The organism is Sediminibacillus sp. JSM 1682029 (assembly GCF_041366435.1).
In the GTDB taxonomy this organism is placed as follows: domain Bacteria; phylum Bacillota; class Bacilli; order Bacillales; family Amphibacillaceae; genus Sediminibacillus; species Sediminibacillus terrae.
In genome coordinates this window covers 41,418-65,573 of record NZ_JBEWYY010000012.1, presented here as the reverse complement: position 1 = coordinate 65,573, position 24,156 = coordinate 41,418, and the positions used below count along the sequence as shown (strand labels likewise).

Below are 24,156 nucleotides of genomic sequence, written 5' to 3'. Positions count from 1 at the left end.
AGTAGGAATGATGGCTGGAGAGTGGGATAGTATGAAAAGGAAACTGCCTGTATAGACAGTTCCCTATTTTCAACATTTTTAAGCAGCTTTATTAGGCACGGTTAGAAGAACCAAACTCACGCATTTTGCCAATGACGGTTTGTTTGATCGCTTCACGTCCAGGTCCCAGATATTTACGAGGATCGTATTGGTCTGGCTGTTCTGCAAGTACTTCACGTACTTTTTGCGCCTGGGCGATTTGATTTTCCGTGTTTACGTTGATTTTGGATGTACCAAGAGAAAGCGCACGCTTAATATCTTTAGTCGGGATACCTGTTCCGCCGTGCAATACTAGTGGTACATTCACCAGGTTGAATACTTCTTCCATACGGTCGAAACCTAGGTTCGGTTCACCTTTGTAAGGACCATGAACGGAACCAAGGGCAGGGGCGAAGCAGTCAACGCCTGTCTCATTGACAAGACGCTCACATTCTGCCGGGATGGCATATGCAGCTTCAGCATCTTCAACGATCAGGTCATCTTCCTGCCCGCCGATACGGCCAAGTTCAGCTTCTACGGAAACTCCGTTAATGTGGGCAACTTCTACCACTTTCTTTGTCAGTGCAATGTTTTCTTCCAACGGGAAATGGGAACCGTCAATCATAACGGAAGTGAATCCGGCATGAATAGCTTGGACACATTTTTCAAAACTGGAGCCGTGATCCAAGTGAATCGCGACCGGTACAGTTGTACCATACTCCTCCATCAACGCTTTCACCATCGATACAACCACTTTGAAACCACCCATATATTTTGCGGCGCCTTCAGAAACACCGAGGATTACTGGGGATTTTTCTTCTTCTGCTGCTTGAAGAACGGCTTGGGCATATTCAAGATTGTTCAAGTTGAACTGGCCGACACCATAGTTATTTTGCTTGGCTTCTTCAAGCATTTCTTTCATTGAAACTAATGGCATGCTGTTTTTCCTCCTTAGGGTATGTTGTCTTGCTTAGTATGCAATATCCAGTCAATAAGTATTTTTGATTGGGTACAGTATAAGAATACCAACTACCACCCCTCGGTGCAACAAAACAGTGAAAAGATACCGCTTACCCGGATTTATTCAGATTATTATGTAATCAGTTGCTGTTTTTTTCTGCCAATATCCGGTTGACCCTCTCTCTGGCATCATCAATATTGAACGGTTTCGCGAAGATTTCTTCCACCATTGGAAATTGATCCTTTTTCCCTTCTATTTCTTCGGACAGCCCGCTCATCAAAATCGCCGGCACTGTAACGCCTTCTTCTTCGAGCCGGTGCAAAAGGGCGCTGGCATCCATGATTGGCAGCTTGTAGTCAACCATCAGTAAATCAGGCGGTTCGTTGACAATCTTATCTAGTGCCTCCTTGCCATTTTCTGCTGTTTTGATTTGATACCCTTCCGTTTTCAAAATTTCCTCCAGCAGCAAACGAATCCCCGGTTGGTCATCGACAATCATTACGGTTTTTTTCATTTGTTCTTCAACCCTTCCTGATTTGAAACTATTGCATGTTATGTAAGCATTTTTCTATTTCTTTCCCGCTTCCCCTTCAGGTTTCGCAGCGCGCATTTCTCTCCGTTTGAATGGACACTTACCGCCTAATTACCCAGGAACCGAATAATACTTTTTGCCTATCAATCATATTTTCACATGGTTGGCGAAATGTAAAGATGCCGGGTCTATTAGTTGTTCGATATAAAGGTACGATTTCCTGCTGAATTTGAAGAATTATGTCTCCTTGTTTCGCTTTTCATTCCTTCCATAACTCTTTCAGCCATAACTTGTCGCTTTTTGCCTATATCTTCGTTATAAACAGAAAAGACGAGGCGGGACCAGCCTGCGTAATGCTTCGTCAGCTTTGCATCTTAATCTGGTCTTATGCTAATCTTCGCTGTGGATTTGCCCGCGCTGGTACCAAGCATCCTTTTCCTCCATAATTGCCTCATGGGATCGGGGAAAGATACGCGTATACACTTTTCAACCATTCGTACTTCTTTTTTGAATTCACGTACTCTTTTCTGAAGTTGAGGAGCCATTGAAGCAGGTCGATGTTCTATCTATTGCGACAAAAAAACAGCTGCACAAAAAAAGCGCACCGTTTTGTCCTGGGACGCACGGCTGCGCTTTTAAAACATGGTTATCTATTGATTGTCTCTGTGAGTTGCCGAAGCACCGATAAATCCATCGAACAGCTGCTGCGGACGATTCGGCCTTGACTTGAATTCCGGGTGGAACTGGGAAGCGACGAACCAAGGGTGGTCTTCCAGCTCAATCGTTTCAATCAACCGACCGTCCGGGCTTGTCCCGGAGAAAACAAATCCTTTTGCCTCCATTTGTTCCCGGTAGATGTTATTGAATTCAAAGCGGTGACGATGGCGTTCGTATACAACGTCTTCCTCTCCGTAAGCAGCCCGTGTTTTGGTGCCTTGTTTCAAGCGGCAAGGATAGACGCCAAGTCTCAAAGTCCCGCCAAGGTCTGACACATCCTTCTGTTCAGGAAGCAGGTCGATGATTGGATGTGGTGTAGCGGGATCGATTTCTGCAGAATGCGCTCCATCCAGTCCGAGCACATTCCGGGCAAATTCGACAGTCGCCAACTGCATGCCTAGGCAAATGCCCAAGAATGGGACTTTGTTTTCCCGTGCATAACGGATTGCATCGATTTTACCTTCGATTCCTCTGTCTCCAAAACCTCCAGGTACCAAGATTCCATCCACACCATCCAGCTTCGCTGCCACATTTCCGGCCGTTACCTGCTCGGAATTAATCCAGCGGATATCGATGTCCGAATCGTACTGATAGCCGGCATGCTTCAACGCTTCGACCACCGAGATATAAGCATCCGGCAATTCCACGTATTTTCCGACCAAACCGATTGTCACCCGTTTGCTGAGACTGGTGACTTTATGGACTAATTCATTCCACTCCGTCATATCGGCCGGTTCGCAATCAAGACCGAAATGGTCACATGTCAGTTGATCCAGCTGTTGCGCCTGCAAGGAGATCGGAACATGGTAAAGCGTATCTGCATCGCCGGCTTCAACTACTGCCTTCGGGTCAATGTCGCAGAACAAGGCGATTTTATCCTTCATATCCTGACTGATCTCCATCTCAGTACGAAGCACGATGACATCCGGTTGAATCCCCAGCGAACGCAACTCTTTGACACTATGCTGCGTCGGCTTTGTCTTCATTTCCCCGGCTGCTTTCAAGTAGGGGACAAGCGTACAGTGCAGATACATGACATTGTCCCTGCCGATATCGCTTTTGATTTGCCTGATCGCTTCCAGGAAAGGAAGGGATTCAATATCCCCTACTGTTCCGCCGATTTCCGTGATGACGACATCGGCATTTGTCTGCTGGCCGGCGCGGAATACTTTGTCTTTGATTTCGTTGGTAATATGAGGGATCACTTGGACCGTTCCACCGAGGTAATCGCCTTTTCGCTCTTTCTTGATGACCGTCGAATAGATTTTACCAGTGGTCACGTTGCTGTACTTATTAAGATTGATGTCGATGAATCGTTCATAATGTCCCAAATCCAGGTCTGTTTCCGCTCCGTCTTCCGTGACGAAAACTTCTCCATGCTGATATGGACTCATCGTACCAGGATCGACATTGATGTATGGATCAAATTTCTGGATGGTTACATTCAATCCCCGATTTTTCAGCAAGCGTCCCAGCGATGCTGCCGTTATCCCTTTTCCAAGCGAGGAGACGACTCCTCCTGTTACAAAAATATACTTTGTCACCCTAAATCCCTCTTTCTATGTTAATGATTCTTTGAATGAACTGATCCTTTTAAAAACAATCATCATATAACAACCAGCGATCAATAGCAAGCATTTGCTTACCGGTTAGACTTTTCCAATCGGCTGTTTTTTATGAAGGCTGTTTCTAAATAGTGATATACAGAAAGCGCCCGGGATATATCATGCCGAATTCCTTCTGCGCTTTCAGCGATACGATCATATTGCCGGCACCTCTCATTCCTGGCAGCGAGCCAATCGGCTTCCTGCAGCCGGATTTTCCTCCCGCGATAATTATCTTGAAAAAAGCATCTGTGAAAAGCAGGGTTCCTTTCCATATAGCTCATGCAGCTTGTCCAGACTCAACACGTTGTTTGGAAAGCGTATATTTTTCTTATAAAACAACAAAAGCGCTCCCCTATTCAGGGGAACGCTTTTATAAACGAACAATAATTTAAAGAGCCCAAATAAAATTTTACTCACTTGCCTGTGGAAAGTCAAGCGCCGTTTACTTAATTATAATTATCATCGTTCGCATCGTCGTCATCTTCATCGCCGACATAAGAGACGTCTTCCTCGACAACCTTTTGATCTTCATCGTCCAGTTTGCCGCTGCGGAAATCGCCATCATACTCATCATCGTCGTCCGCATTATCGGTATCATCGTCGTCAAATTTATCATCATTGTCATCGGCGAATTCGTCGGTCGTATCGATATCGTCGAAATCAAGATCTTCTTCCAATTCATCCAAATCGTCTTCGATTTCCTCTTCCACGTAGATATCCTCTTTTTTCCGTTTACTTGTTTTCGCTTTCGCTTTTTTCTTCTTTTTCTTTTTGGGCGCTTCCGTGATTTCTTCTTCAACCTGCTCAATCGGGTACCATTCTTTCAATCCCCAAAGGTTGGATCCAAGCGTCAAAAAACGACCGTCCGTGTTCAAGTCGGTATAAAATTGTGCGATGTATTCATCTTTTTGTGCTTCGGTGAACCCTTTCAGTTCCGCAATGCGGTCATATACTTCTCTAAAATCTTTTGCTTTTTTCTCTTCAGCAAGGATTTCACTCGCCAGTTCGATCATCGATAAACCCGTAATCTCCTCGTGGCTGTAATTTGTCAAGCTCACGGTCAAGCACTCCCTTTACGTCAATTTATTAAACAGACAGGTATCCAGCTGGAGCCGCTGCCTGTGCCTGGTTGATATTCGATCAATGAGATTGTTTCGATCTTCAAGTATCAGCCGCCTGACATTACCAGCATGCGATACTGTTAACAAATCCTCTCATACATTATATGGTTATAAAAATCAAATTGCAATAATAGCCTATATTTCCAAAGACATGGCTCCAGATGCTCCGTCTCTTTCCTTTCCAACATGTTTGGGAAAGACTTAATAACCGCACAAGCGAGACATTTATGCCAGCTAAAGCCGATACCTAACGTGTTTTTTACTTTCACATCCAATTACTTTTCACAATTTCAGCAGGAAATAAACCTGATAAAATGAAAAAATTCCATTTCCCTTTCCCGGCATCCCCCGGCACCGGTTCACAGAAAAGATGCCCATTGACCTGAAGGGCATCCTTTCCATAAACATGACATATTTTCCGCGACGATTATGTCCACTATGTGACAATAAATCAATCCGGAGATCCACCTATGGAGTCAACAACCGTCACCGCGCTTGCTTTGCATCCTACATGTTGCGTCGATATTGGCCGCCGACTTGATAGAGAGAGTTCGTGATTTGCCCCAGACTTGCCACTTTTACCGTTTCCATCAGTTCAGCGAATATATTCCCTCCAGAGGCTGCAGTCTGTTTCAACCGATCAAGCGCAGCTTCCACTTCAGCCCCATGCTCCTTGTGGAACCGTTCCAACTCTTGGATTTGATGCTGTTTTTCTTCTTCCGAGGCACGCGCCAGCTCCATGCTGTCCATATAATCGGCAGCGGGCGGATTTGGGTTTAAATACGTATTGACCCCGATGAGCGGTAATTCCCCGGAATGTTTTTTCGCTTCATAATACAGCGATTCCTCCTGGATTTTCCCGCGTTGATACTGCCTTTCCATCGCACCGAGTACACCGCCGCGATCGTTGATTCGTTCAAATTCCTGTAAAACTGCTTGCTCGACCATATCGGTAAGCTGGTCAATGATAAATGAACCTTGCAAAGAATTCTCGTTTTTGGTCAAGCCGAACTCTTTATTGACAATCATCTGGATTGCCATCGCCCGGCGGACAGACCCTTCTGTCGGCGTCGTGATCGCTTCGTCATAAGAATTGGTATGGAGGGAATTGCAGTTATCCTGAATCGCGATCAACGCTTGCAAGGTTGTACGGATATCGTTAAAGTCGATTTCCTGGGCATGCAGGGAGCGACCAGAAGTTTGAATGTGATACTTCAGTTTTTGACTGCGTTCTCCCGCTCCGTATTTATCCCTCATCACGATAGCCCAAATTCTCCTGGCGACACGGCCGATAACGGTATATTCGGGATCAAGGCCGTTGGAGAAAAAGAAGGACAGGTTCGGCGCGAATTTGTCGATGTCCATTCCCCTGCTCAAGTAATATTCGACATAAGTAAACCCGTTCGCCAGGGTGAAAGCCAACTGGGTAATCGGGTTGGCTCCGGCTTCGGCGATATGGTAACCGGAAATCGAAACGGAATAATAGTTGCGGACCTGATGATCGATGAAATATTGCTGAATGTCGCCCATCATCCGCAAGGCGAATTCAGTAGAAAAAATACAGGTGTTCTGACCCTGGTCTTCCTTGAGAATATCCGCCTGGACCGTGCCCCGGACAGTAGCAAGCGTACTGGCCTTGATATCTGCCGCTTCTTCGCTTGTCGGTTCCCGTCCGTTCTCATTAGTGAATTTAGCTAGCTGCTGATCGATGGCGGTATTGAAAAACATGGCCAGGATAATCGGAGCAGGACCGTTTATCGTCATGGATACCGACGTTTTCGGATCGATCAAATCAAATCCATCATACAGTTTTTTCATGTCATCCAACGTACACACGCTGACGCCGCTTTCGCCGACCTTTCCGTAAATATCGGGCCGCGGGTCCGGATTTTCGCCATAGAGGGTCACGGAATCAAACGCTGTGCTGAGCCGTTTGGCCTCATCATCCTTCGATAAGTAATGAAAACGGCGGTTGGTTCGCTCTGGTGTGCCTTCCCCGGCAAATTGCCGCTTCGGGTCCTCTCCTTTTCGTTTAAAAGGGAAAACACCGGCGGTAAATGGAAAAGCCCCCGGAACATTTTCCTTCAACAGCCAAATCAGACGGTCTCCCCAATCGGTGAAACTCGGAAACGCTACTTTGGGGATTCGCAGACCGGACAGGCTCTCGGTACTAATGTCCATGTTCACGTCTTTGCCTCTGACACGGAAGGTCATTTCTTCCCCCTGATAGCGGTTCCGTGTAACCTCCCAACTTTCCAGCAGCTGCTTGCTGCTTCCATCAAGCAACGCGTGGTGTTTCTCCATCTGGTCCTTTAACTGTTTCTCCACTTCCTCGTTTTCGACAAGCTCTACCGTTGCCTGCAAATGCTCGATTTTTCTGGCGACAGAAGCTTGATCTTCTGCCTTTTTATGATAATTTTTCACGATAGAGGCGATATCACGCAAATAGTGGCGGCAATCGTTCGGTATGATGACATTTTGTTTTTCGACGAGTTTGGATTTGGCGAAGGAAGTCGTATTTTCCCATTCAAAATCCTCGTTCAATTTTTCGACAATCGCCGCAAACAATGTATTGGTACCTGCATCGTTAAATTGACTGGCAATCGTTCCGAACACAGGGAATGTCTGCTTATCCTGGTGAAACAGCATGCGGCTGCGTTCATACTGCTTACGCACCTGGTTGAGTGCATCCTCCGAGCCCTTTTGTTCAAACTTGTTGATGACGAGAAAGTCTGCATAATCGATCATATCGATTTTTTCCAACTGAGATGGCGCACCGAATTCAGCTGTCATGACATACATGGATAAATCACAGACATCCGTTATCGCAGCGTTCCCTTGGCCGATGCCGCTCGTTTCCACGATGATCAAATCCATTCCGGCTCCTTTCGCAATTTCAATCACGTCGTGGATCGACCTGGATAACTCGCTGCTCGAATCACGCGTTGCCAACGATCGCATGAACACCCGGTCGGAAAAAATGGCGTTCATGCGGATCCGGTCACCCAGAAGCGCGCCGCCTGTTTTCTTTTTGGTAGGGTCGATGGATAAAACAGCCAATTTTTTATCCGGAATTTCGTTAAGGAAGCGCCTGATCAGTTCATCTGTCAAGGAACTTTTCCCAGCGCCCCCTGTCCCCGTAATCCCCAATACCGGAATGGTTTTGGTCTGCTGGTTGTCCCTTACCGCTTCGATTGCTGCTGCCTGCTCGGAAGCAGCGTTGTTTTCAACGACACTGATCATTTTTGCAAGGGCCCTATGATCCCCGGTGGCCAGTCTCTCGACTTCATCCGCCAAATCGACCGGCGGTACAAAATCGCATTCTTCCAACATTTGATTGATCATTCCCTGCAAACCGAGTGTGCGGCCGTCCTCCGGCGAAAAGATTCGTGCCACTCCGTAATCGTGCAGCTCCTTTATTTCTTTCGGGATGATGACACCTCCGCCTCCCCCGTAAACACGGATATGGCCGGCATCCTTTTCTTTTAATAAATCCACCATATACTTGAAGTATTCGACATGCCCGCCTTGATAAGAGGAAATCGCAATCCCCTGTACATCTTCCTGAATGGCAGCATTGACGATTTCTTCAACAGACCGGTTATGTCCGAGGTGGATCACCTCCGCACCGCTGGCCTGCAGAATCCTGCGCATAATATTGATCGACGCATCGTGTCCATCGAACAAGCTTGAAGACGTCACAAATCTGACCGGGTGATCCGGCTGGTATATCTCGACCTTTTCCATCAGAAATCCTCCCCTTCCTAATCACTTAAAATAACCTGTCAACCGCCTGTAGCAGGCAAGCCATCACCAAGACCCAGTCCCGCCAACAAGAAAGCGACCTGTCGTTCTGTGTACGAAGCGATCGTAAACTCTTTCTGCAGCATCCAACGGCGGAAGCCCCACATTTGACCCTGAATGAAAATATTGTTGGCAATCAAGGATACATCTCTTTGTTTGAGCCGGTTTGGGGAACTGTCCTGCAGAAGCTGCTCCAGCATGGCGACCATTGCTTTTTCCTTTTGCATCACATATTCCTGCGCTTCTTTTGAAAGCGATTTCATTTCCTGGTACATGATGACCACTTCATCCTGCATCTCATCCATCAGTAAATAATAAGCGCGGACTGCCTGCACCAAATGATCCAAACTGGCACTTTCCCTCAAAAAAGCCGCTTCCATTCGCGCTTTTACCTTTTCGTATATCGAATCGCAAACCAAAAAAAGTACATCTTCCTTGGTACGGATATATTCATAAAGCGTTCCGATACTGAACCCAGAGGCTTTAGCAATCTCCCTGGTCGTGGTCCGATGGAATCCCTTTTCTTTAAACAAGCTGACCGCGCCCTTGATCATTTGATTACGCCGCCGCTCGATCAGTTGCTCATCTTTGATTGTTGAAGTGACTTTACTTCCGTTCATTTTTCATCACCTCCGCTTCGATTTATGAGCCATGCAAGGCCAGTCGAGAGGATCCATCCGGCGTTCATGTTGGCGACCTTCACCGCCCCACCTCCGAACGTTCAACGCCGAAAAACCGAATTCAAAAACATCGCAAACGCCTGTGTTGTCCTCTCCAACCGTCTTGCTTCCTTATCCCCCAACTACTGAATCGGTAGCTGGTTCAGGCAAATCATACACCACCAGTTTGCTTTTACTAAGTGAATATGTGCCTGCCAATGGCGATGTGGCTTATTCCTTCGTCAGCATCCGGCCGATCACAAGACGCTGGATTTCATTGGTCCCTTCATAGATTTGTGTGATCTTGGCATCCCGCATATACCGTTCAACTGGATAGTCCTTCGTATATCCATAGCCGCCAAAGACCTGGACTGCTTCGGTCGTAATCCGCATCGCCGCATCGCCGGCAAACAATTTCGATATGGCAGATGCTTTGCCGTATGGCTGTCCGTTCGATTCCAGCCAAGCGGCCTGGTATGTCAGCAAACGGGCGGCTTCTATTTCGGTCGCCATATCTGCCAGCTTGAACGATATTCCCTGGTTTCGGGCAATCGGTTTGCCGAATTGCTCCCGCTCTTTCGCATAGCTGACAGAAGCATCCAGGGCTCCTTGTGCAATACCGAGTGCCTGGGCTGCGATTCCGTTGCGTCCGCCATCCAGTGTCGTCATGGCGATCTTAAACCCTTGCCCTTCTGCGCCGAGCAAGTTTTCTTTGGGAACCCGGCAATTTTCAAAAACCAGCTCAGTGGTCGGAGAGGAGCGTATCCCCAGCTTCTTCTCTTTTTTTCCGAACGTAAAACCGGCCATGCCTTTTTCGACAATAAAGGCACTGATGCCGCGATGCTTGGCATCCCGATCCGTTTTGGCAAAAACGATATACGTATCGGCGACGCCTCCATTTGTGATCCATACCTTGCTGCCGTTCAACACATAGCTGTCCCCATCCAGCCGGGCGGTCGTCTTCATCGACGCCACATCACTACCGGCGCCAGGTTCGGACAAAGCATACGCGCCAAGTTTCTCCCCTCTTGCCAATTCCGCCAAATAGGTCTGCTTCTGATTTTCCGAGCCGTACTTGTATAAAGGCCAGCTTGCCAAAGAGATATGGGCCGACAACGTCACCCCCGTAGATGCACAGACGCGCGACAGTTCTTCCACCGCTATGACATAACTGACAAAATCAGCGCCGATTCCGCCGTACTTTTCCGGCCATGGAATTCCCGTCAACCCCAATCCAGCCATTTTGTCGAATAACTCCCTGTCAAACCTCTCTTCTTCATCCCGTTCGGCCGCAGACGGTTCCACTTCATTTTTGGCGAAATCGCGCACCATTTTTCTTAACATTTCCTGTTCATCGGTTAGTTGAAAATCCATCTATTTATCCCCCTTTTAGACTGGTCAATCTTGCAGCAAATGCTTGCCGATCACCATATGTTGAATTTCGCTGGTACCTTCATAAATTTCACAAATTTTGGCGTCACGGAAAAGTCGTTCGACCGGGTAGTCTTTCGTGTATCCATAACCGCCAAAAATCTGCACTGCCTCGATCGCTGCCTTGACAGCGGTCTTGGATGCAAACAGCTTTGCCATGGATGCCTCCTTGCCGCATGGTTTATTTAGGGCACGCAAAGAAGCTGCCTGGTAGGTCAACAATTTTGCCGCTTCCACTTCTGTCGCCATATCGGCCAGCTTAAAGGAGACGCCCTGGTGGTCGGCTATCGGTCTGCCGAATTGTTCGCGCTGTTTTGCATAAGCAATCGAATGCCTCAACGCAGCCTCTGCGATACCGAGCGACTGAGCAGCGATTCCTATCCTCCCGGCATTCAAATTGGCCATGGCGATCTTAAAACCATCTCCTTCGTTGCCCAGCAACTGTTCATTTGTAAGATAGCAATCTTCAAAATGAAGCTGAACCGTACTGGAACCGTGCAAACCCATCTTTTTTTCCGTTTTTCCAATATGGAGGCCCGGGGTGTCTTTTTCAACGATAAAGGCACTCACCCCTTTATAGCCGCCTTCCTGACTAGTCCTGGCAAAAACGATGAATGTATCGGCATAACCACCGTTGGTGATAAACATTTTCGTCCCTTGCAACAGGTAGCCATCTCCTGTCGGCTTGGCCGTCATTTTAAGATTGGAAGCGTCGGACCCGGCACCCGGCTCCGTCAGCGCAAACGCACCCAAATACTGGCCGCTCGCCAGTTTGGGCAAATATTTTTGCTTCTGTTCTTCGCTGCCGAAATATAAAATCGGATTGGTCCCGACCGAAGTATGTACCGACAGAATGACACCTACCGTCGCACTGACCTTGGACAGCTCATGCAGGGCAATGATATAGGAAGTGTAATCCATTGCACTGCCTCCATATTCTTCGGGGATGGGAATGCCCATAAGTCCCAGCTCCCCCATCCTTCGCACGACTTCAACTGGAAATCGATCTTCCGTTTCCATGCGCTGGATCTCCGGTTCGACTTCCTTTTCGGCAAAGTCCCGCACCATTTTGCGCATCATTTGCTGTTCATCGGTAAACGTAAATTCCATTCAGCCCGCCACCTTTCTCCTTTTGCTTATTCCTGATAAGTGTAAAAACCTCGACCGGCTTTTTTTCCGATCCACCCGGCCTTTACATATTTACGCAGCAACGGGCAGGGACGGTATTTGCTGTCCCCGAATCCTTCGTGCAACACTTCCATGATGTAGAGGCACGTATCGAGACCGATGAAGTCTGCCAGCTGGAGTGGTCCCATCGGATGATTCATCCCCAACTTCATCACCGTGTCGATATCTTCCGGCGAGGAAACCCCTTCGTATACTGCATAAACCGCTTCATTGATCATCGGCATCAGGATGCGATTGGCGGCAAAGCCTGGATAATCGTTCACCTCCACAGGCGTCTTTTCCAACTGGACCGCCAGTTGTTTGACTGTCTGATACGTCTCCTCGCTTGTCTGCAGGCCGCGAATCAGTTCGACCAGCTTCATGACGGGGACCGGATTCATGAAGTGCATGCCGATCACCTGCTCGGGCCGACTTGTAACAGCGGCGATTTCTGTAATGGGCAGCGATGAGGTATTGGTTGCCAACAAGACGTGTGCTGGCGCAAGTTCATCCAGTTCACGGAATATTTTTGTTTTGATTTCCATGTTTTCCACGGCGGCTTCTATCACCAAATCACAAGACTGAACATCCTGGAACGTGGAGCTAGGAGTCAGCCGGTTGATCGCCGCCTGCCTTGCTTCCCCGGTCAATTTTCCTTTTTCCATGGCCCGCTGCAGCCGCTTTTCGATTCCAGTGATTCCTTTTTGCAATGACGCTTCCGAAACGTCATGGAGCAATACCTCTAGTCCAGCTGTTGCACATACCTGGCCTATTCCAGCTCCCATTTGACCTGCTCCTACCACCATTACTTTATTTATTTGCATGGCCATTTCTCCCCTCAAGCATAATATCTTTTTGTGATAACAACGTATTTTCTTAACGCACTTCCAGCAGAACGGCGTCTCCCTGTCCGCCTCCGCTGCAAATCGCGGCAATTCCGAGACCGCCTCCTTGTCGTTTTAATGCGTGGATAAGCGTCAAAATGATGCGGGCACCGCTGGCTCCGATTGGATGCCCCAATGCAACCGCACCGCCATTAATGTTCACCTTTTCCAAGTCCAGATTGGCAATTGCACTGCTGGCCAGTGATACGGCGGCAAACGCCTCATTCACCTCGAACAAATCGATATCCTCCAAAGACTTTCCTGTTTTTTGCAATAAAGCGTTGATCACCAAGCCGGGAGTCTGTGGGAAGTTTTCCGCCTCGACAGCTACTTCTTCATGGCCAAGCACATATGCGATCGGTTCCAAACCTTCCGTTGCCGCCCGTTGTTCCGACATCAGCAGCATTGCACATGCCCCGTCATTGACTCCCGGAGCATTTCCCGCCGTGATGGTTCCATCCTTATCAAAAGCGGGACGCAAGGAAGCGAGCGTTTCCAATGTGGTCCCTTTTCTCGGTGCCTCGTCTTGCTCTACCACAACCGGCTCCCCTTTTCGCCGCGGCACCTCGACAGGAACGATTTCTTCCGCCAAGATTCCTTCATCGATTGCTTTGACTGCCCGTTGCTGGCTGCGCAGCGCCCACGCATCTTGTTCCTCCCTGGTAATCCCCAGCTCCGCTGCTGTTTTGTTTCCATAACTTCCCATGTGCACTCCGGCAAATGAACAAGTCAATCCGTCATGGATCATCATATCCTTCACCTGTTGATCACCCATACGGTAACCGTTTCTGGCGTTTGGCAAAAAGTACGGAGCATTGCTCATGCTCTCCATCCCGCCCGCGATGATGACCTCTTCCTCGCCAAGACGGATCAATTGGTCGGCAAGTGTCACACTGCGCATGCCCGAGGCACACACCTTATTGACGGTTTCTGTCTTGACTGCCCAGGGAATGCCTGCTTCCCTGGCAGCTTGCCGAGACGGGAGCTGACCCTGTCCTCCCTGCAAGACCGTACCCATAATTACCTCATCCACCATTTCAGGCTCAATGTTGCTTTGTTGAAGGGCACCCGCAATCGCCCTGCCTCCTAATTGCGCTGCACTCAGTGTACTCAATGCCCCTCCCAGTTTGCCAAAAGGCGTTCTTGCTCCTGCCACAATCACCGAATTTGTCACGTTTATTCCTCCTCATCATTTGATAACGCTTACATTTTGTCCCGATTGAACGTTCGCTCAGGTTCGCAGCAAAAGGCAAGGAACTGTTTTTTCTGACCAGTTCCTTTCCCCTATTACTTTAACGAAGTCCTTTCTCATTCGAACTTATATATAGTAATACATTTCGTTGTTTATGCGGTTTTTTCCTCTTTCTTTTCAAAGACCGATAACGCCAGGATTTCTGCTACATCCATCGTGCTGATATCTTCATCCACTTCTTTTGCTTTCGTGCCGTCGCTCAACATGGTCAAACAGAATGGACAAGCACTCGAAATCATAGTTGGATTGACCTTCAACGCCTGTTCTGTCCGGGCCACGTTTATCCGGTTTCCCGTTTTATCTTCTGTCCACATCAAGCCACCTCCGGCTCCACAGCACATTCCATTTTCCCTGTTCCTATCCATTTCCACCAGACTTATGCCGGGAATCTTTTTCAGTATTTCCCGCGGTGGATCATAAACGCCATTGTACCGTCCTAAATAACAGGAATCATGATAGGTCAGCGTTTCATTGATTTCCCTGCTCGGTTTCAAGCGCCCCTCGGTAACCAGGTCGTATAACAATTGCGTATGGTGGTACACTTCCGCTTCAAACCCAAAATCAGGATATTCATTCTTAAAGATGTTGTAGGCGTGCGGATCGATGGTTACAATCTTTTGTACATTGTGCTTTTGGAATTCTTTGATGTTTTTCTCGGCAAGCTCCTGGAAAAGAAACTCGTTCCCGATCCTGCGGGCTGTGTCACCGGAGTTTGCTTCTTTGTTGCCCAGAATGGCAAATTTGACGCCGGCTTCGTTCATCAGTTTGGCGAAGGCAACGGCGATTTTTTGGCTGCGATTATCATAAGAGCCCATCGAGCTGACCCAAAAGAGGTACTCAAATTCCTCACCGGCTTTTTTCAATTCTTTCACCGTCGGAATCGACACATCCTCATCAAGGTCACGCCAGTTCTCTCGTTCTTTTTTTGATAACCCCCACGGGTTCCCCTGCCGTTCGATATTCATCATCGCCCGCTGAGCATCCTGATCCATTCTTCCTTCGGTCAAAACAAGGTAGCGGCGCAAATCGATGATTTTATCAACGTGTTCATTCATGACCGGGCACTGGTCCTCGCAATTCCTGCATGTGGTACAGGCCCAAAGTTCTTCTTCCGTTATCACATCACCGATCAAGCTGGTGTTGTTCACTGACTCCAAACCTGCAGCGACTTCATCCTTTGCGGCCCCTGCATTTCTTGCCATTTGGGCCAGCTGGTTTCCTTCTGTATTGGAAAAAGCATAACTGGGAACCCACGGCGATTGACCAGTGACAGCTGCGCCCTTTTCGGTCAGATGATCCCGGAGTTTGACGATCAAATCCATCGGTGACAACATCTTCCCTGTCCCTGTTGCCGGGCAGACATTGGTACAGCGTCCACATTCCACACAGGCATATAAATCGAGCAGCTGCAGCTGGTTGAAGTCTTCAATCTTGCTGACTCCGAAGGAAACCTCTTCTTCATCCATCTCATCGTCCACTTCAAAGTCCAATTTTTTCAATTTACCAGGAGGGGTCTGCCTGCTTAAAAAAACGTTGGCAGGAGCCGCCAGGAGATGCGCGTGTTTCGACTGTGGCACATAGACGAGAAAGCTGAGCAAGGCCACCAGGTGAATCCACCAGGCAACAAAGAACACAACAGCGGCAGCAGTCGGAGAAATCCACGAGAAAGCGCTTGCAATTAAAGATGCAACAGGCTCTGTCCATGCCGTTTCATGTCCATGCCAAACCATCCCCATTCCATTTCCGAGCAAGACGGACAGCATGAGTGTACCGATAAACAATAGCACGAGTCCAGCTTTGAATCCCCGCTTCAACCGTACGAGTTTCTCAATGTAACGTCTATAAAACGCCCAGACCACCGCAACGAGAATCATCAAGGTTACCAGCTCTTGAAAAAAAGTAAACCCGGGGTAAAGCGGCCCTAAAGGCAAGTGTGCCCCTGGTGACAAACCTTTGACAATGAAATCGATCGCCCCGAATTGAACAAGCAGGAAGCCATAAAACATCATCACATGGATGGCACCCGACTTTTTATCCTTCAATAACTTTTTCTGACCAAATACGTTGACCCAGACACGGTTCAACCGCTTTTTGATTTCCCCGTCGAATTCAAACTTCTTCCCCATTTGGATATAAGCAACCCTCGTTCTGACTACCCGAACGAATAAGTATAGGCCGTAACCTGTCACAGCTAAAAATAATAACCAATTAACCAGCAATAGTCCGTCCATCATCCATCCCCCCATCTTGTGATAATGATCTGTTGTTGTGAAAATTATTACGGAACAGCCCGATTCGTTTTATCAGAATCGTTTCCTCCCCTTTGTATAATGCTTATACCCCTACTTTATATTATGAATGAACATTCAGTCAACCTGAATTTGCGAATTTTTCCACATTTATAGATAGAGTTAATGCGAAAATGCATACTTCAGCAAGCCAGTTGAAAACTAGTAGGAAAAGAAGGGGGCAAAAATATGAAAGAGGTTATCTTATCCCTGTTCACCGGATTGGTCGTCGGTTTTATTTTTGCATGGGGAAAGCTTCCTATTCCCGCTCCGCCTGCTCTTGCAGGTGTAATAGGAATAGTCGGCATCTACTTGGGCTTTAAATTATTTCAGCTTGCGGAACCGTTAATACACAGACTGTTTTCTTAGCACAGTGCCTACTCAAAGATGTTGGACCTTTTTATGGATAAGAGGGAATGGAGAGCTACTGATATGGATTCACTAGAAGAGATGAGCGGGCTGCAACGATTGCGAACCGTTCTTCGCGACGGCCAGTTGCTGCAGTTCCGGGTCGAATGGAGGATTTGATTCGATGAAGGCCTGTTTTTGCTTTTCTGATGATTCATTCGATTTTGGCCGCTCGTATGACAGGCGGTTTTTCTCCTGATCCTCCTCCCCATCGACTGATGAAGTTCATTTTCTGATTTTCTTATGCCCCATTTGCTTTTCATTGCTCGTACGAAGTTGCTTTTCCGAATCTATCGAGTCCCATTCGGCGTTCACCATTCTGTATACATCAAAAAGAGAGGAAGAAACGTATTTCTTCCTCTCCTTTACGCGAAAACTAAATCCTTAACCGCCTATTAAGAATTATTGTTATTGTTTTTTCGCTGTTGGCCGCGACGTTCGCCGCCCTTTTGACCAATTTCTTCATAGAATTCTTCATCATGGTTTCTGGAAGTAGCGTTACCGCCTTTTTGGCCAATCTCTTCATAGAATTCTTCGTCGTGATTTTGAGAAGTAGTTTCGCCGCCTTTTTGGCCTATTTCTTCATAGAATTCACGATCATGTGTCTTGGAAGTGGTTTCGCCACCTTTTTGACCGATCTCTTCATAGAATTCTTGGTCATGGTTTTGCGAAGTGGTTTCGCCGCCTTTTTGACCGATTTCTTCATAGAATTCACGATCATGATTTTGGGAAGTGGTTTTTCCGCCTTTTTTACCTGCTTCCTCTACTGACATCTTTCTATTGTTGTTATCATTCTTAGCCATGCTGTAAAACTCCTTTCCTGAAAGTTGATTATTATCTCTTACATTACTACTAGTTCCACCATCCACCTCCTGGTTAAACCTATCAAACGAATTTTTTTAATTAAAAAGAGGAAATTCCTGCTATTTTTAATCAGTGGTTTGAGGGGTAAAGATAAATAATCGTAAAAAAGAGAGGTGAATAAACATGCCCCAGATAAAGGATGAGAAGGACTATGTGGATATTCAGATGGGCAGGTTCCAACTTTTCTTCAACAAAAAGTATCGTTTGATATCTTTGACGAATGATATCGCCCTGGGCCTCTGGTTTTTAATCGGCAGTATTTTCTTTCTGTGGAAACAAACGCAGACAATCGGTACGGTATTGTTCATTCTTGGTAGTGCCCAGCTGTTAATTCGACCAATATTGAAAATCATCCATGCCTTTTACTTAAAACGGACGCCTCCCCATCAACAGGATGAATCATAAAAAAAGACTGCATAAAAGGTAATTAGCTCCGTTATTGCGGAAATAAATCAAAAAAGGTTGCGAGTCCCAACAAAAGTTCGGGAGGTGAAATAACCTCCCGCTTGTTAATTTATCACTCACTTTTCGCATAAAAATTCCTTTAACAAAATGAAAAAGACGAAGTGAAATCGTATGTTGAAATTAATATAAGGAAGCTTATTCAATTAACGGCCAGCTTACTTGAAGTATAATTTGATGACACTGAGCTATTTATGAGGAAAATCAACACAATTGATGATTTATCGGTATATAAAATAATTAAATTTTTAAAGTTGCATTGGGGAGGTCCAGCAATGGTTATTTCCAGTGGAGTTTATGATTCTTCCTGCTATGCGACCTGAATCCTTTCCTATAGGGAAAGATATTGATACTCGTCTGAAATAGGGTGGACGACTATATCGGAACTACATTAAATATCCTCACCTTATTGTAAATCACATCCATTTCCACACACTCTCCGGGGACCACCTATGAACGCTTTATTTGTAAAGTTTCACTGCTCCCTCCAAAAAGTTTACATATTTCACAATAAAACCTTTTGGCTTTATAATCTTGACTTTATTACCAAATCCGGCTAAAAATTGATAAGCATATTGATTCTCAGGCAATTCAATTGTTGCAAGGTAACTTCTGGAAGTTTCTTTTATAACTGCATCTTTTCCGTATCTTTCGATAAATTGATCCCTTACAGTAACATCTATCGAAAGATGTACTTTAACCAATTGTTTTTGTTCATTATCTTGTTTTTCATGTTGAAATTCCTGATCAGTCCTTGGGACAAAAAAACCGGCTTTTTGGATATTTTCTATCCTCGTCAATTTAAACGTTCGATAGTCTTCCCGTTCTAAACTATAACCAAAAAGATAACAATGCATCTCCCTAAAATGTATTTTATAGGGTTCCACGAGTCTGTACGTTTTGTTTCCTATTTGATCCACATACTCAAATTTCAATAACCAATTGTTCTCGATTGCTTGCCTGAAAAATAAAATTTCTTCGTTGATTCGACCCCTTCCCGGCCAATCATAGAAAGTCAAATCAAGTGTTGGAGAAAAATCTATGCTGGTCATTCCTTTGATTTTTTGAATAGTCGTTTGAATCTCTTGATTGTGAATCAATCCCTCAAATCCACCTAAAGCTACAAGTATATTTTCAATATCCTTGTGATTTAGTAATCGTTTATCGAATTTATACTCTTCCATTAGCGCGTATCCGCCTTCAGCACCATATTCCGCATAAACAGGGATGTTCGCATAACTTAATGTTTCCATATCACGTTGTATTGTTCGTTTCGTTACATGAAATAGTCGGCTGAATTCCGATGCCGAAACCACTTCTTTTTGTAACAAAATCATCACTATCGAGATAAGTCGCTCAATTTTTTTCATATTCCCCTCCAATAGATGACATACATATGTCGTCTATGCCCTATTATACTCCAAATATGAAAAGGAGGAATAACATATGAAAGCAATAACTTATCTACAATTTGATGGAAGAGCAGAAGAAGCGTTGGCCTTTTATGAAAAGGCATTATTAGCAACTAAAGTAAAAATGGTGAGGTTTGGTGATTTCGGCCAAGACCCGATAACGGAAGAGGAACAAAACATGATTATGGAATCTCGTATCGAGTTTTCAGGGAATATGTTAATGATCTCTGATGTACCGCCTTTTATGCAAGCTGCGACTGGCGAAATCACCAATGGGAATACCGTCCTAATCAGTATTATTGATGCTGATCCAGAAATCAACAAACAATGTTTTGACGGGCTTTCAGAAGGTGGTACTGTGATCATGCCGATATCTTCTACGCCATGGTCGGCAAGTTTCGGAATATTAGTCGACAAATTCGGGATAATGTGGAAGTTTAATAGTGAGGCAAGTAAATTTCTAGATGGTTATGTAGGATAATCTTGTATTAGTAGGGGTTTTTCCTAAAATAAATCCCGATAGTATATCCGTAATTGGTGGAGATTCTACAACATAGACTAACGTCAGGAAAATGCAGATTAACACGTCAAGGAAGTCCGCATATTAAAAACCTGATTTCTCAAAAAGGATGGGAAATTAGGCTTTTGTGAGTCGAAGAAAAACACTATCCTATTAAAAACCGGACGCATTCGATTACTTGGGGTTCGAAGCGCCCGGTTTTGTTTTGGCGGTTATGCTTTTTAGCCTCTTTCCTTCCATGCTGTTAACCGGATATGGATGAATCGAAAACCATATTTTTGTTACATTCGTTCTGGAGCTTCTACTCCGATCAGAGCGAGACCGTTGGCGATGGTGATGCGGACTGCTTCCATCAACGCCAGACGGGCCTTAGTCCGCTCAGGCTGGTCAGTGTCCAACACCTTCTCGGCATTGTAGAAGCTGTGCAAGGTCGAAGCCAAATCGAAAATGTATTGTGTCACACGGTGCGGTGTACGTTTCACTGCAGCCTCTTCGATGGCGGAAGTGAATTCACCCAACCGTTTCAGCAGCTCTTCTTCTTTTTCAGTCGCCAATAAGCTGCCATCGATGTCCTTGCTGACTGTAAATCCTTTTTCTTCTGCCTGCTTGAGCATTGTGCATATCCGCGCGTGGGCATACTGGACGTAGAATACCGGATTTTCATTGGATTGCGAGCGGGCCAAATCCATGTCAAAGTCCAAGTGTGAATCACTTGAGCGCATCACAAAGAAATAGCGCATGGCATCGATGCCGACTTCTTCCATCAATTCTCTCAACGTAACGGCTTTCCCTGTTCGCTTACTCATTTTGACCCGTTCTCCATTCTGGAACAGGTTGACCATTTGAATAATTTCCACTTCCAGCTTATCTTTTTCGTAACCAAGCGCCTGGATTGCCGCCTTCATGCGGGGGATATAGCCATGATGATCGGCACCCCAGATATTGATCAATGTATCGAATCCACGATCAAGTTTGTTCTTGTGATACGCGATATCCGGAGTTAAATACGTATAGCTACCATCCTGCTTAATCAGGACGCGGTCTTTATCATCCCCGAATTCTGTCGTCCGGAACCAAGTGGCCCCATCTTGATCAAAAATATGTCCTTTATCCTTCAAGGCTTGCAGCGCTTGATCGATTTGGCCATCCTTATAAAGGGAGGTTTCCGAGAACCAGTTATCAAAAGGCACCCGGAATTGAGACAAGTCACCTTCCAATTTTTTCAGTTCGTATTGAAGACCGTACTCCCGGAAATAGTTAAGACGTTCTTCTGCTGGCGAATCGCTCCATTTGTCGCCGTGTTCCGCTGCAAGCTGTTTGCCCAATTCGATAATGTCCTTGCCATGGTAGCCATCTTCAGGCATCTCCCAGTCTTTTCCGAGAGCCTGCATATAACGGGCTTCGACGGAAACCGCCAAGTTATTGATTTGGTTTCCGGCATCGTTGATGTAATATTCCCGTTCCACTTGATAGCCGGCTTTTTCCAATACGTTGGCCAGCGAATCACCAACCGCGGCACCACGGGCATGACCTAAGTGAAGATCACCGGTCGGATTGGCCGAAACAAACTCGATTTGGATTTTCTGTCCGTCACCGACTTTTGAATTTCCATATGCTTCGCCCGCTTCCAAAATCGAAGGGACCAATTCGGTCAAGTATTGGTTGTCCATAAAAAAGTTGATGAATCCCGGACCGGCGATTTCCATTTGTTTGATGGATGCTTTACTGCGGTCGAACTGGTCCACGATTTTCTCGGCAATTTGCCGCGGGGGCATTTTGGCGATTTTCGCCAGCTGCATGGCAATATTGGTTGCATAGTCGCCATGGTTTTTGTCCTTCGGCTGTTCCAGGACGATGACAGGCAGTTCCTCCTGTCCCGCAAGCCCTGCATCGACAACAGCGCGGCTGATTTCTTCTTTTAGTTTTTCTTCTGTTTGCTGCATGATATTCATCGAGACGCCTCCTCCTAGCCGGATTTGACAGGCAGGCCACTCTCGAAGCAGCCAAGCCTGTATTTATCCTGCGCAATATATGTGTTCCCAGAATCGGTCCATTGGACAGTTCCTGGATGTTTTTACTGTTACGAATTCCCGTGCCTCACAAGCACATGCACCATCATTCAATGCGCCAGTTGAAAGCCCAAGGTCAAGCGGTGCCTCCGTTTTCCTTCACCATTCATCTTGGTCGTATAGCTGATGAACAATTCGCCTTGTTGTCGCTCTTCCAGCGATTTAAAAATGATTTGGTCTGTGTGTGTTTCCATGTGCATCGTACCAAATTCATGCCGGTAAACATTTTCGGTCTTTTGTTTTTTCCGGAAAACTTGATGCATATGTACAGCACCGGTACGTTTCACACTGACCTTTTCCGGCTGAATGGTGATCATCGCCTGGATATCCTCTCCCTGCTCTTGATGCTCGGTAAAGGTCAGGACAGCGGTACTGCCTTTTTGTATATAACTGCCCGTTTCTTTTACAACGGTGACATCTTTTTGACCTAAGTCAAAAATTTCGGTCGTTAACTTTATGTCTACGGCTGCTTTGCCTGCTGTCAATTTCCCACACCCCTTCGAACGGGTTTTTCAATAGACATTCCTAAATAACTAATTATAAGAATGAATTTGGAAAAACTCAAGTCTCATTGTATGTCAGTTGTTAAGCTATCCTAAATGAACCAGTCCATCCGGAACCAACAACGATTACTTGACACGAACCTTATAAAGTAACGCCTAGATAAACTTTCTTTTATTCTGCTGTTTGAGGCGGGCTTCGCATCGCTATGGCAAGCTACTGCGATTCACGCTATCCATGGGTGAAACTTTGAACACGTACTTTCTCCTAAGCCAGGTTATGAAAAAAACCGAACGATTTGTCCGGTTTTTGGTCACTATGCTTTGCTGTTGTCCCAGCCTCAATGCACAGCATTCAATTTATTCATTTCCAATAAAGGCAGCTTGGCAAAAAAGTGATCACTCCGTTCGCTTATAAAACGGCGATAGGAAATTTCCAGCATTTCGGCATCACGGGTGGCTTTTCCTAAGTAGTATTGCTGAAAAGGGGTCAAACTTTCAAAACGGTTCAAAATACTGATACAAGTTGGTATATCTCCACGGGCAAGCGCCAGATGGGCCGCTTCTGACTGAATCGGGGTGGAAATGCCCGCTGTTCTGCCATGGAAGGCTGCAATAAAAGGAATGGTATAATTGTTGATTCCCTGGATGGCAGTCAAATCTTCGATCATATTGGCCAGTCGCTTTGCTTCGAGGGCATGTTCCATCGCCTGCTGATAGCTGTCGAACAAATACCCCAGCGCCATCGTGTTATGGATATCGATTTTCTTGCGTGGAGAGTGGGTGGTTTGCAAAATTCGAAAACCGTGTTTTCTGGCAATGATCATTTCGTTGCGTTTCCAATGGAAAGTAAGCAGCATTTCATCCAACCTCACGGAAAACAATTCACGAAGCATAGGATCCCCGATTTTGTGGATGTTTTCCAACAAACCGTCCAGGTAGCTGCTTAATCTGCCAAACTCTTTCCGCTCAAAATGTGCATATACCCGCAAAAACATATGCAAGGTTTCGACTTCGACACTGTCAGCTGCAAGCTTGTTCAACAATCCCACATATTCATCCGTTTTCAGCATTCTTTTCCTGCGCAGATGGATGATCTTGTACAACTGTCCCCACTGACGATTTACCGGATTCTCAGAAACCAGATTTTTTTCGATTAGCTGCTCGAGGTCATCCAGAAAATCATAAGCATACAGAAATTCCATGCCGACTCGCTGGTTGGCCTCTGTCTGGGCTCTCATACAGTAGCTGCGGGTTACCTCGATTGCTGTGGATACATTATCAGAAACAGAAAATGATTGAAAAACATGAAAAAGGGAAAGCTCCCCTTCCTGCATAAGAAACTGATTCCTTGTCCGGCTTTGACCGTTCTCATCGTCAACAGGCTTCAACTTTTTTTCTTCAATGTTTTTCATAGCTACCCCTTTCCACCCCTTATTCTACATATAGCGATAATTTATTTTCTATTATAGCATATGTT

19 protein-coding genes are annotated in these 24,156 nt (G+C 46.1%); 3 read left to right on the top strand and 16 right to left on the bottom strand.

Translation table 11 applies throughout. The features are described from left to right. Positions 1–91 precede the first annotated feature (91 nt). From fba to ABVF09_RS16910, 11 genes are all read right to left on the bottom strand, one after another. Entirely contained in the window at positions 92–955 is an 864-nt protein-coding gene (fba, locus tag ABVF09_RS16960; protein WP_026570793.1) for a class II fructose-1,6-bisphosphate aldolase, read from the bottom strand. A gap of 163 nt (positions 956–1,118) precedes the next feature. After that, complete coding sequence (locus tag ABVF09_RS16955) at positions 1,119–1,493, bottom strand: response regulator (protein WP_153463532.1); 375 nt, start codon at positions 1,491–1,493, stop codon at positions 1,119–1,121. Positions 1,494–2,161: 668 nt separating this feature from the next. Further along, a complete protein-coding gene (locus tag ABVF09_RS16950; RefSeq protein ID WP_026570795.1) occupies positions 2,162–3,772 on the bottom strand; it encodes a CTP synthase in 1,611 nt (536 codons plus the stop codon). A 509-nt stretch (positions 3,773–4,281) separates the two neighbouring features. Beyond that, on the bottom strand, positions 4,282–4,893 hold the full coding sequence (gene rpoE / locus ABVF09_RS16945; protein WP_153463534.1) for a DNA-directed RNA polymerase subunit delta: 612 nt from the start codon (positions 4,891–4,893) through the stop codon (positions 4,282–4,284). A gap of 570 nt (positions 4,894–5,463) precedes the next feature. After that, positions 5,464–8,703 carry a fused isobutyryl-CoA mutase/GTPase IcmF gene (icmF, locus tag ABVF09_RS16940; protein WP_371069710.1) on the bottom strand — a complete coding sequence of 1,080 codons (3,240 nt, stop codon included), beginning with the start codon at positions 8,701–8,703 and terminating at the stop codon, positions 5,464–5,466. A 38-nt stretch (positions 8,704–8,741) separates the two neighbouring features. Next, on the bottom strand, positions 8,742–9,380 hold the full coding sequence (locus ABVF09_RS16935; protein WP_153463538.1) for a TetR/AcrR family transcriptional regulator: 639 nt from the start codon (positions 9,378–9,380) through the stop codon (positions 8,742–8,744). Between the two features lie 270 nt (positions 9,381–9,650). After that, a complete protein-coding gene (locus tag ABVF09_RS16930) occupies positions 9,651–10,793 on the bottom strand; it encodes an acyl-CoA dehydrogenase (RefSeq protein ID WP_371069709.1) in 1,143 nt (380 codons plus the stop codon). Between the two features lie 24 nt (positions 10,794–10,817). Next, positions 10,818–11,960 (bottom strand): acyl-CoA dehydrogenase, encoded by a 1,143-nt coding sequence (locus ABVF09_RS16925; RefSeq protein ID WP_153463541.1) that lies wholly within the window; start codon positions 11,958–11,960, stop codon positions 10,818–10,820. 26 nt (positions 11,961–11,986) lie between these two features. Then, on the bottom strand, positions 11,987–12,841 hold the full coding sequence (locus tag ABVF09_RS16920; RefSeq protein WP_371069708.1) for a 3-hydroxybutyryl-CoA dehydrogenase: 855 nt from the start codon (positions 12,839–12,841) through the stop codon (positions 11,987–11,989). 52 nt (positions 12,842–12,893) lie between these two features. Further along, complete coding sequence (locus tag ABVF09_RS16915; protein ID WP_026771893.1) at positions 12,894–14,075, bottom strand: acetyl-CoA C-acetyltransferase; 1,182 nt, start codon at positions 14,073–14,075, stop codon at positions 12,894–12,896. Between the two features lie 170 nt (positions 14,076–14,245). Then, complete coding sequence (locus tag ABVF09_RS16910; RefSeq protein WP_371069707.1) at positions 14,246–16,384, bottom strand: (Fe-S)-binding protein; 2,139 nt, start codon at positions 16,382–16,384, stop codon at positions 14,246–14,248. A gap of 246 nt (positions 16,385–16,630) precedes the next feature. Between ABVF09_RS16910 and ABVF09_RS16905 the strand changes: the two genes are divergently transcribed. After that, positions 16,631–16,810 (top strand): XapX domain-containing protein, encoded by a 180-nt coding sequence (locus ABVF09_RS16905; RefSeq protein ID WP_026570805.1) that lies wholly within the window; start codon positions 16,631–16,633, stop codon positions 16,808–16,810. A gap of 434 nt (positions 16,811–17,244) precedes the next feature. Here ABVF09_RS16905 and ABVF09_RS16900 read toward each other — a convergent pair whose 3' ends face one another. Next, a complete protein-coding gene (locus ABVF09_RS16900; protein ID WP_026771895.1) occupies positions 17,245–17,652 on the bottom strand; it encodes a KGG domain-containing protein in 408 nt (135 codons plus the stop codon). A gap of 184 nt (positions 17,653–17,836) precedes the next feature. Between ABVF09_RS16900 and ABVF09_RS16895 the strand changes: the two genes are divergently transcribed. After that, positions 17,837–18,118 carry a YrhK family protein gene (locus tag ABVF09_RS16895; RefSeq protein WP_153463552.1) on the top strand — a complete coding sequence of 94 codons (282 nt, stop codon included), beginning with the start codon at positions 17,837–17,839 and terminating at the stop codon, positions 18,116–18,118. Between the two features lie 518 nt (positions 18,119–18,636). On the opposite strand, the gene ABVF09_RS16890 is transcribed toward ABVF09_RS16895, so the two are convergent. Beyond that, a complete protein-coding gene (locus ABVF09_RS16890) occupies positions 18,637–19,545 on the bottom strand; it encodes a helix-turn-helix transcriptional regulator (RefSeq protein WP_371069706.1) in 909 nt (302 codons plus the stop codon). A 76-nt stretch (positions 19,546–19,621) separates the two neighbouring features. Between ABVF09_RS16890 and ABVF09_RS16885 the strand changes: the two genes are divergently transcribed. After that, positions 19,622–20,068 (top strand): VOC family protein, encoded by a 447-nt coding sequence (locus ABVF09_RS16885; protein WP_026570808.1) that lies wholly within the window; start codon positions 19,622–19,624, stop codon positions 20,066–20,068. A gap of 320 nt (positions 20,069–20,388) precedes the next feature. Here the strand turns inward: ABVF09_RS16885 and argS are convergent, their stop codons facing one another. From argS to ABVF09_RS16870, 3 genes are all read right to left on the bottom strand, one after another. Further along, positions 20,389–22,059 (bottom strand): arginine--tRNA ligase, encoded by a 1,671-nt coding sequence (argS, locus tag ABVF09_RS16880; protein ID WP_371069705.1) that lies wholly within the window; start codon positions 22,057–22,059, stop codon positions 20,389–20,391. Between the two features lie 167 nt (positions 22,060–22,226). Further along, positions 22,227–22,661: a YwiB family protein gene (locus ABVF09_RS16875; protein WP_153463560.1), complete on the bottom strand. Its 435-nt coding sequence runs from the start codon at positions 22,659–22,661 to the stop codon at positions 22,227–22,229. A gap of 356 nt (positions 22,662–23,017) precedes the next feature. Beyond that, the gene (locus ABVF09_RS16870; protein WP_153463563.1) at positions 23,018–24,091 is read right to left on the bottom strand and encodes an AimR family lysis-lysogeny pheromone receptor; all 1,074 of its coding nucleotides are present in this window, start codon (positions 24,089–24,091) and stop codon (positions 23,018–23,020) included. Between the last annotated feature and the right edge of the window lie 65 nt (positions 24,092–24,156).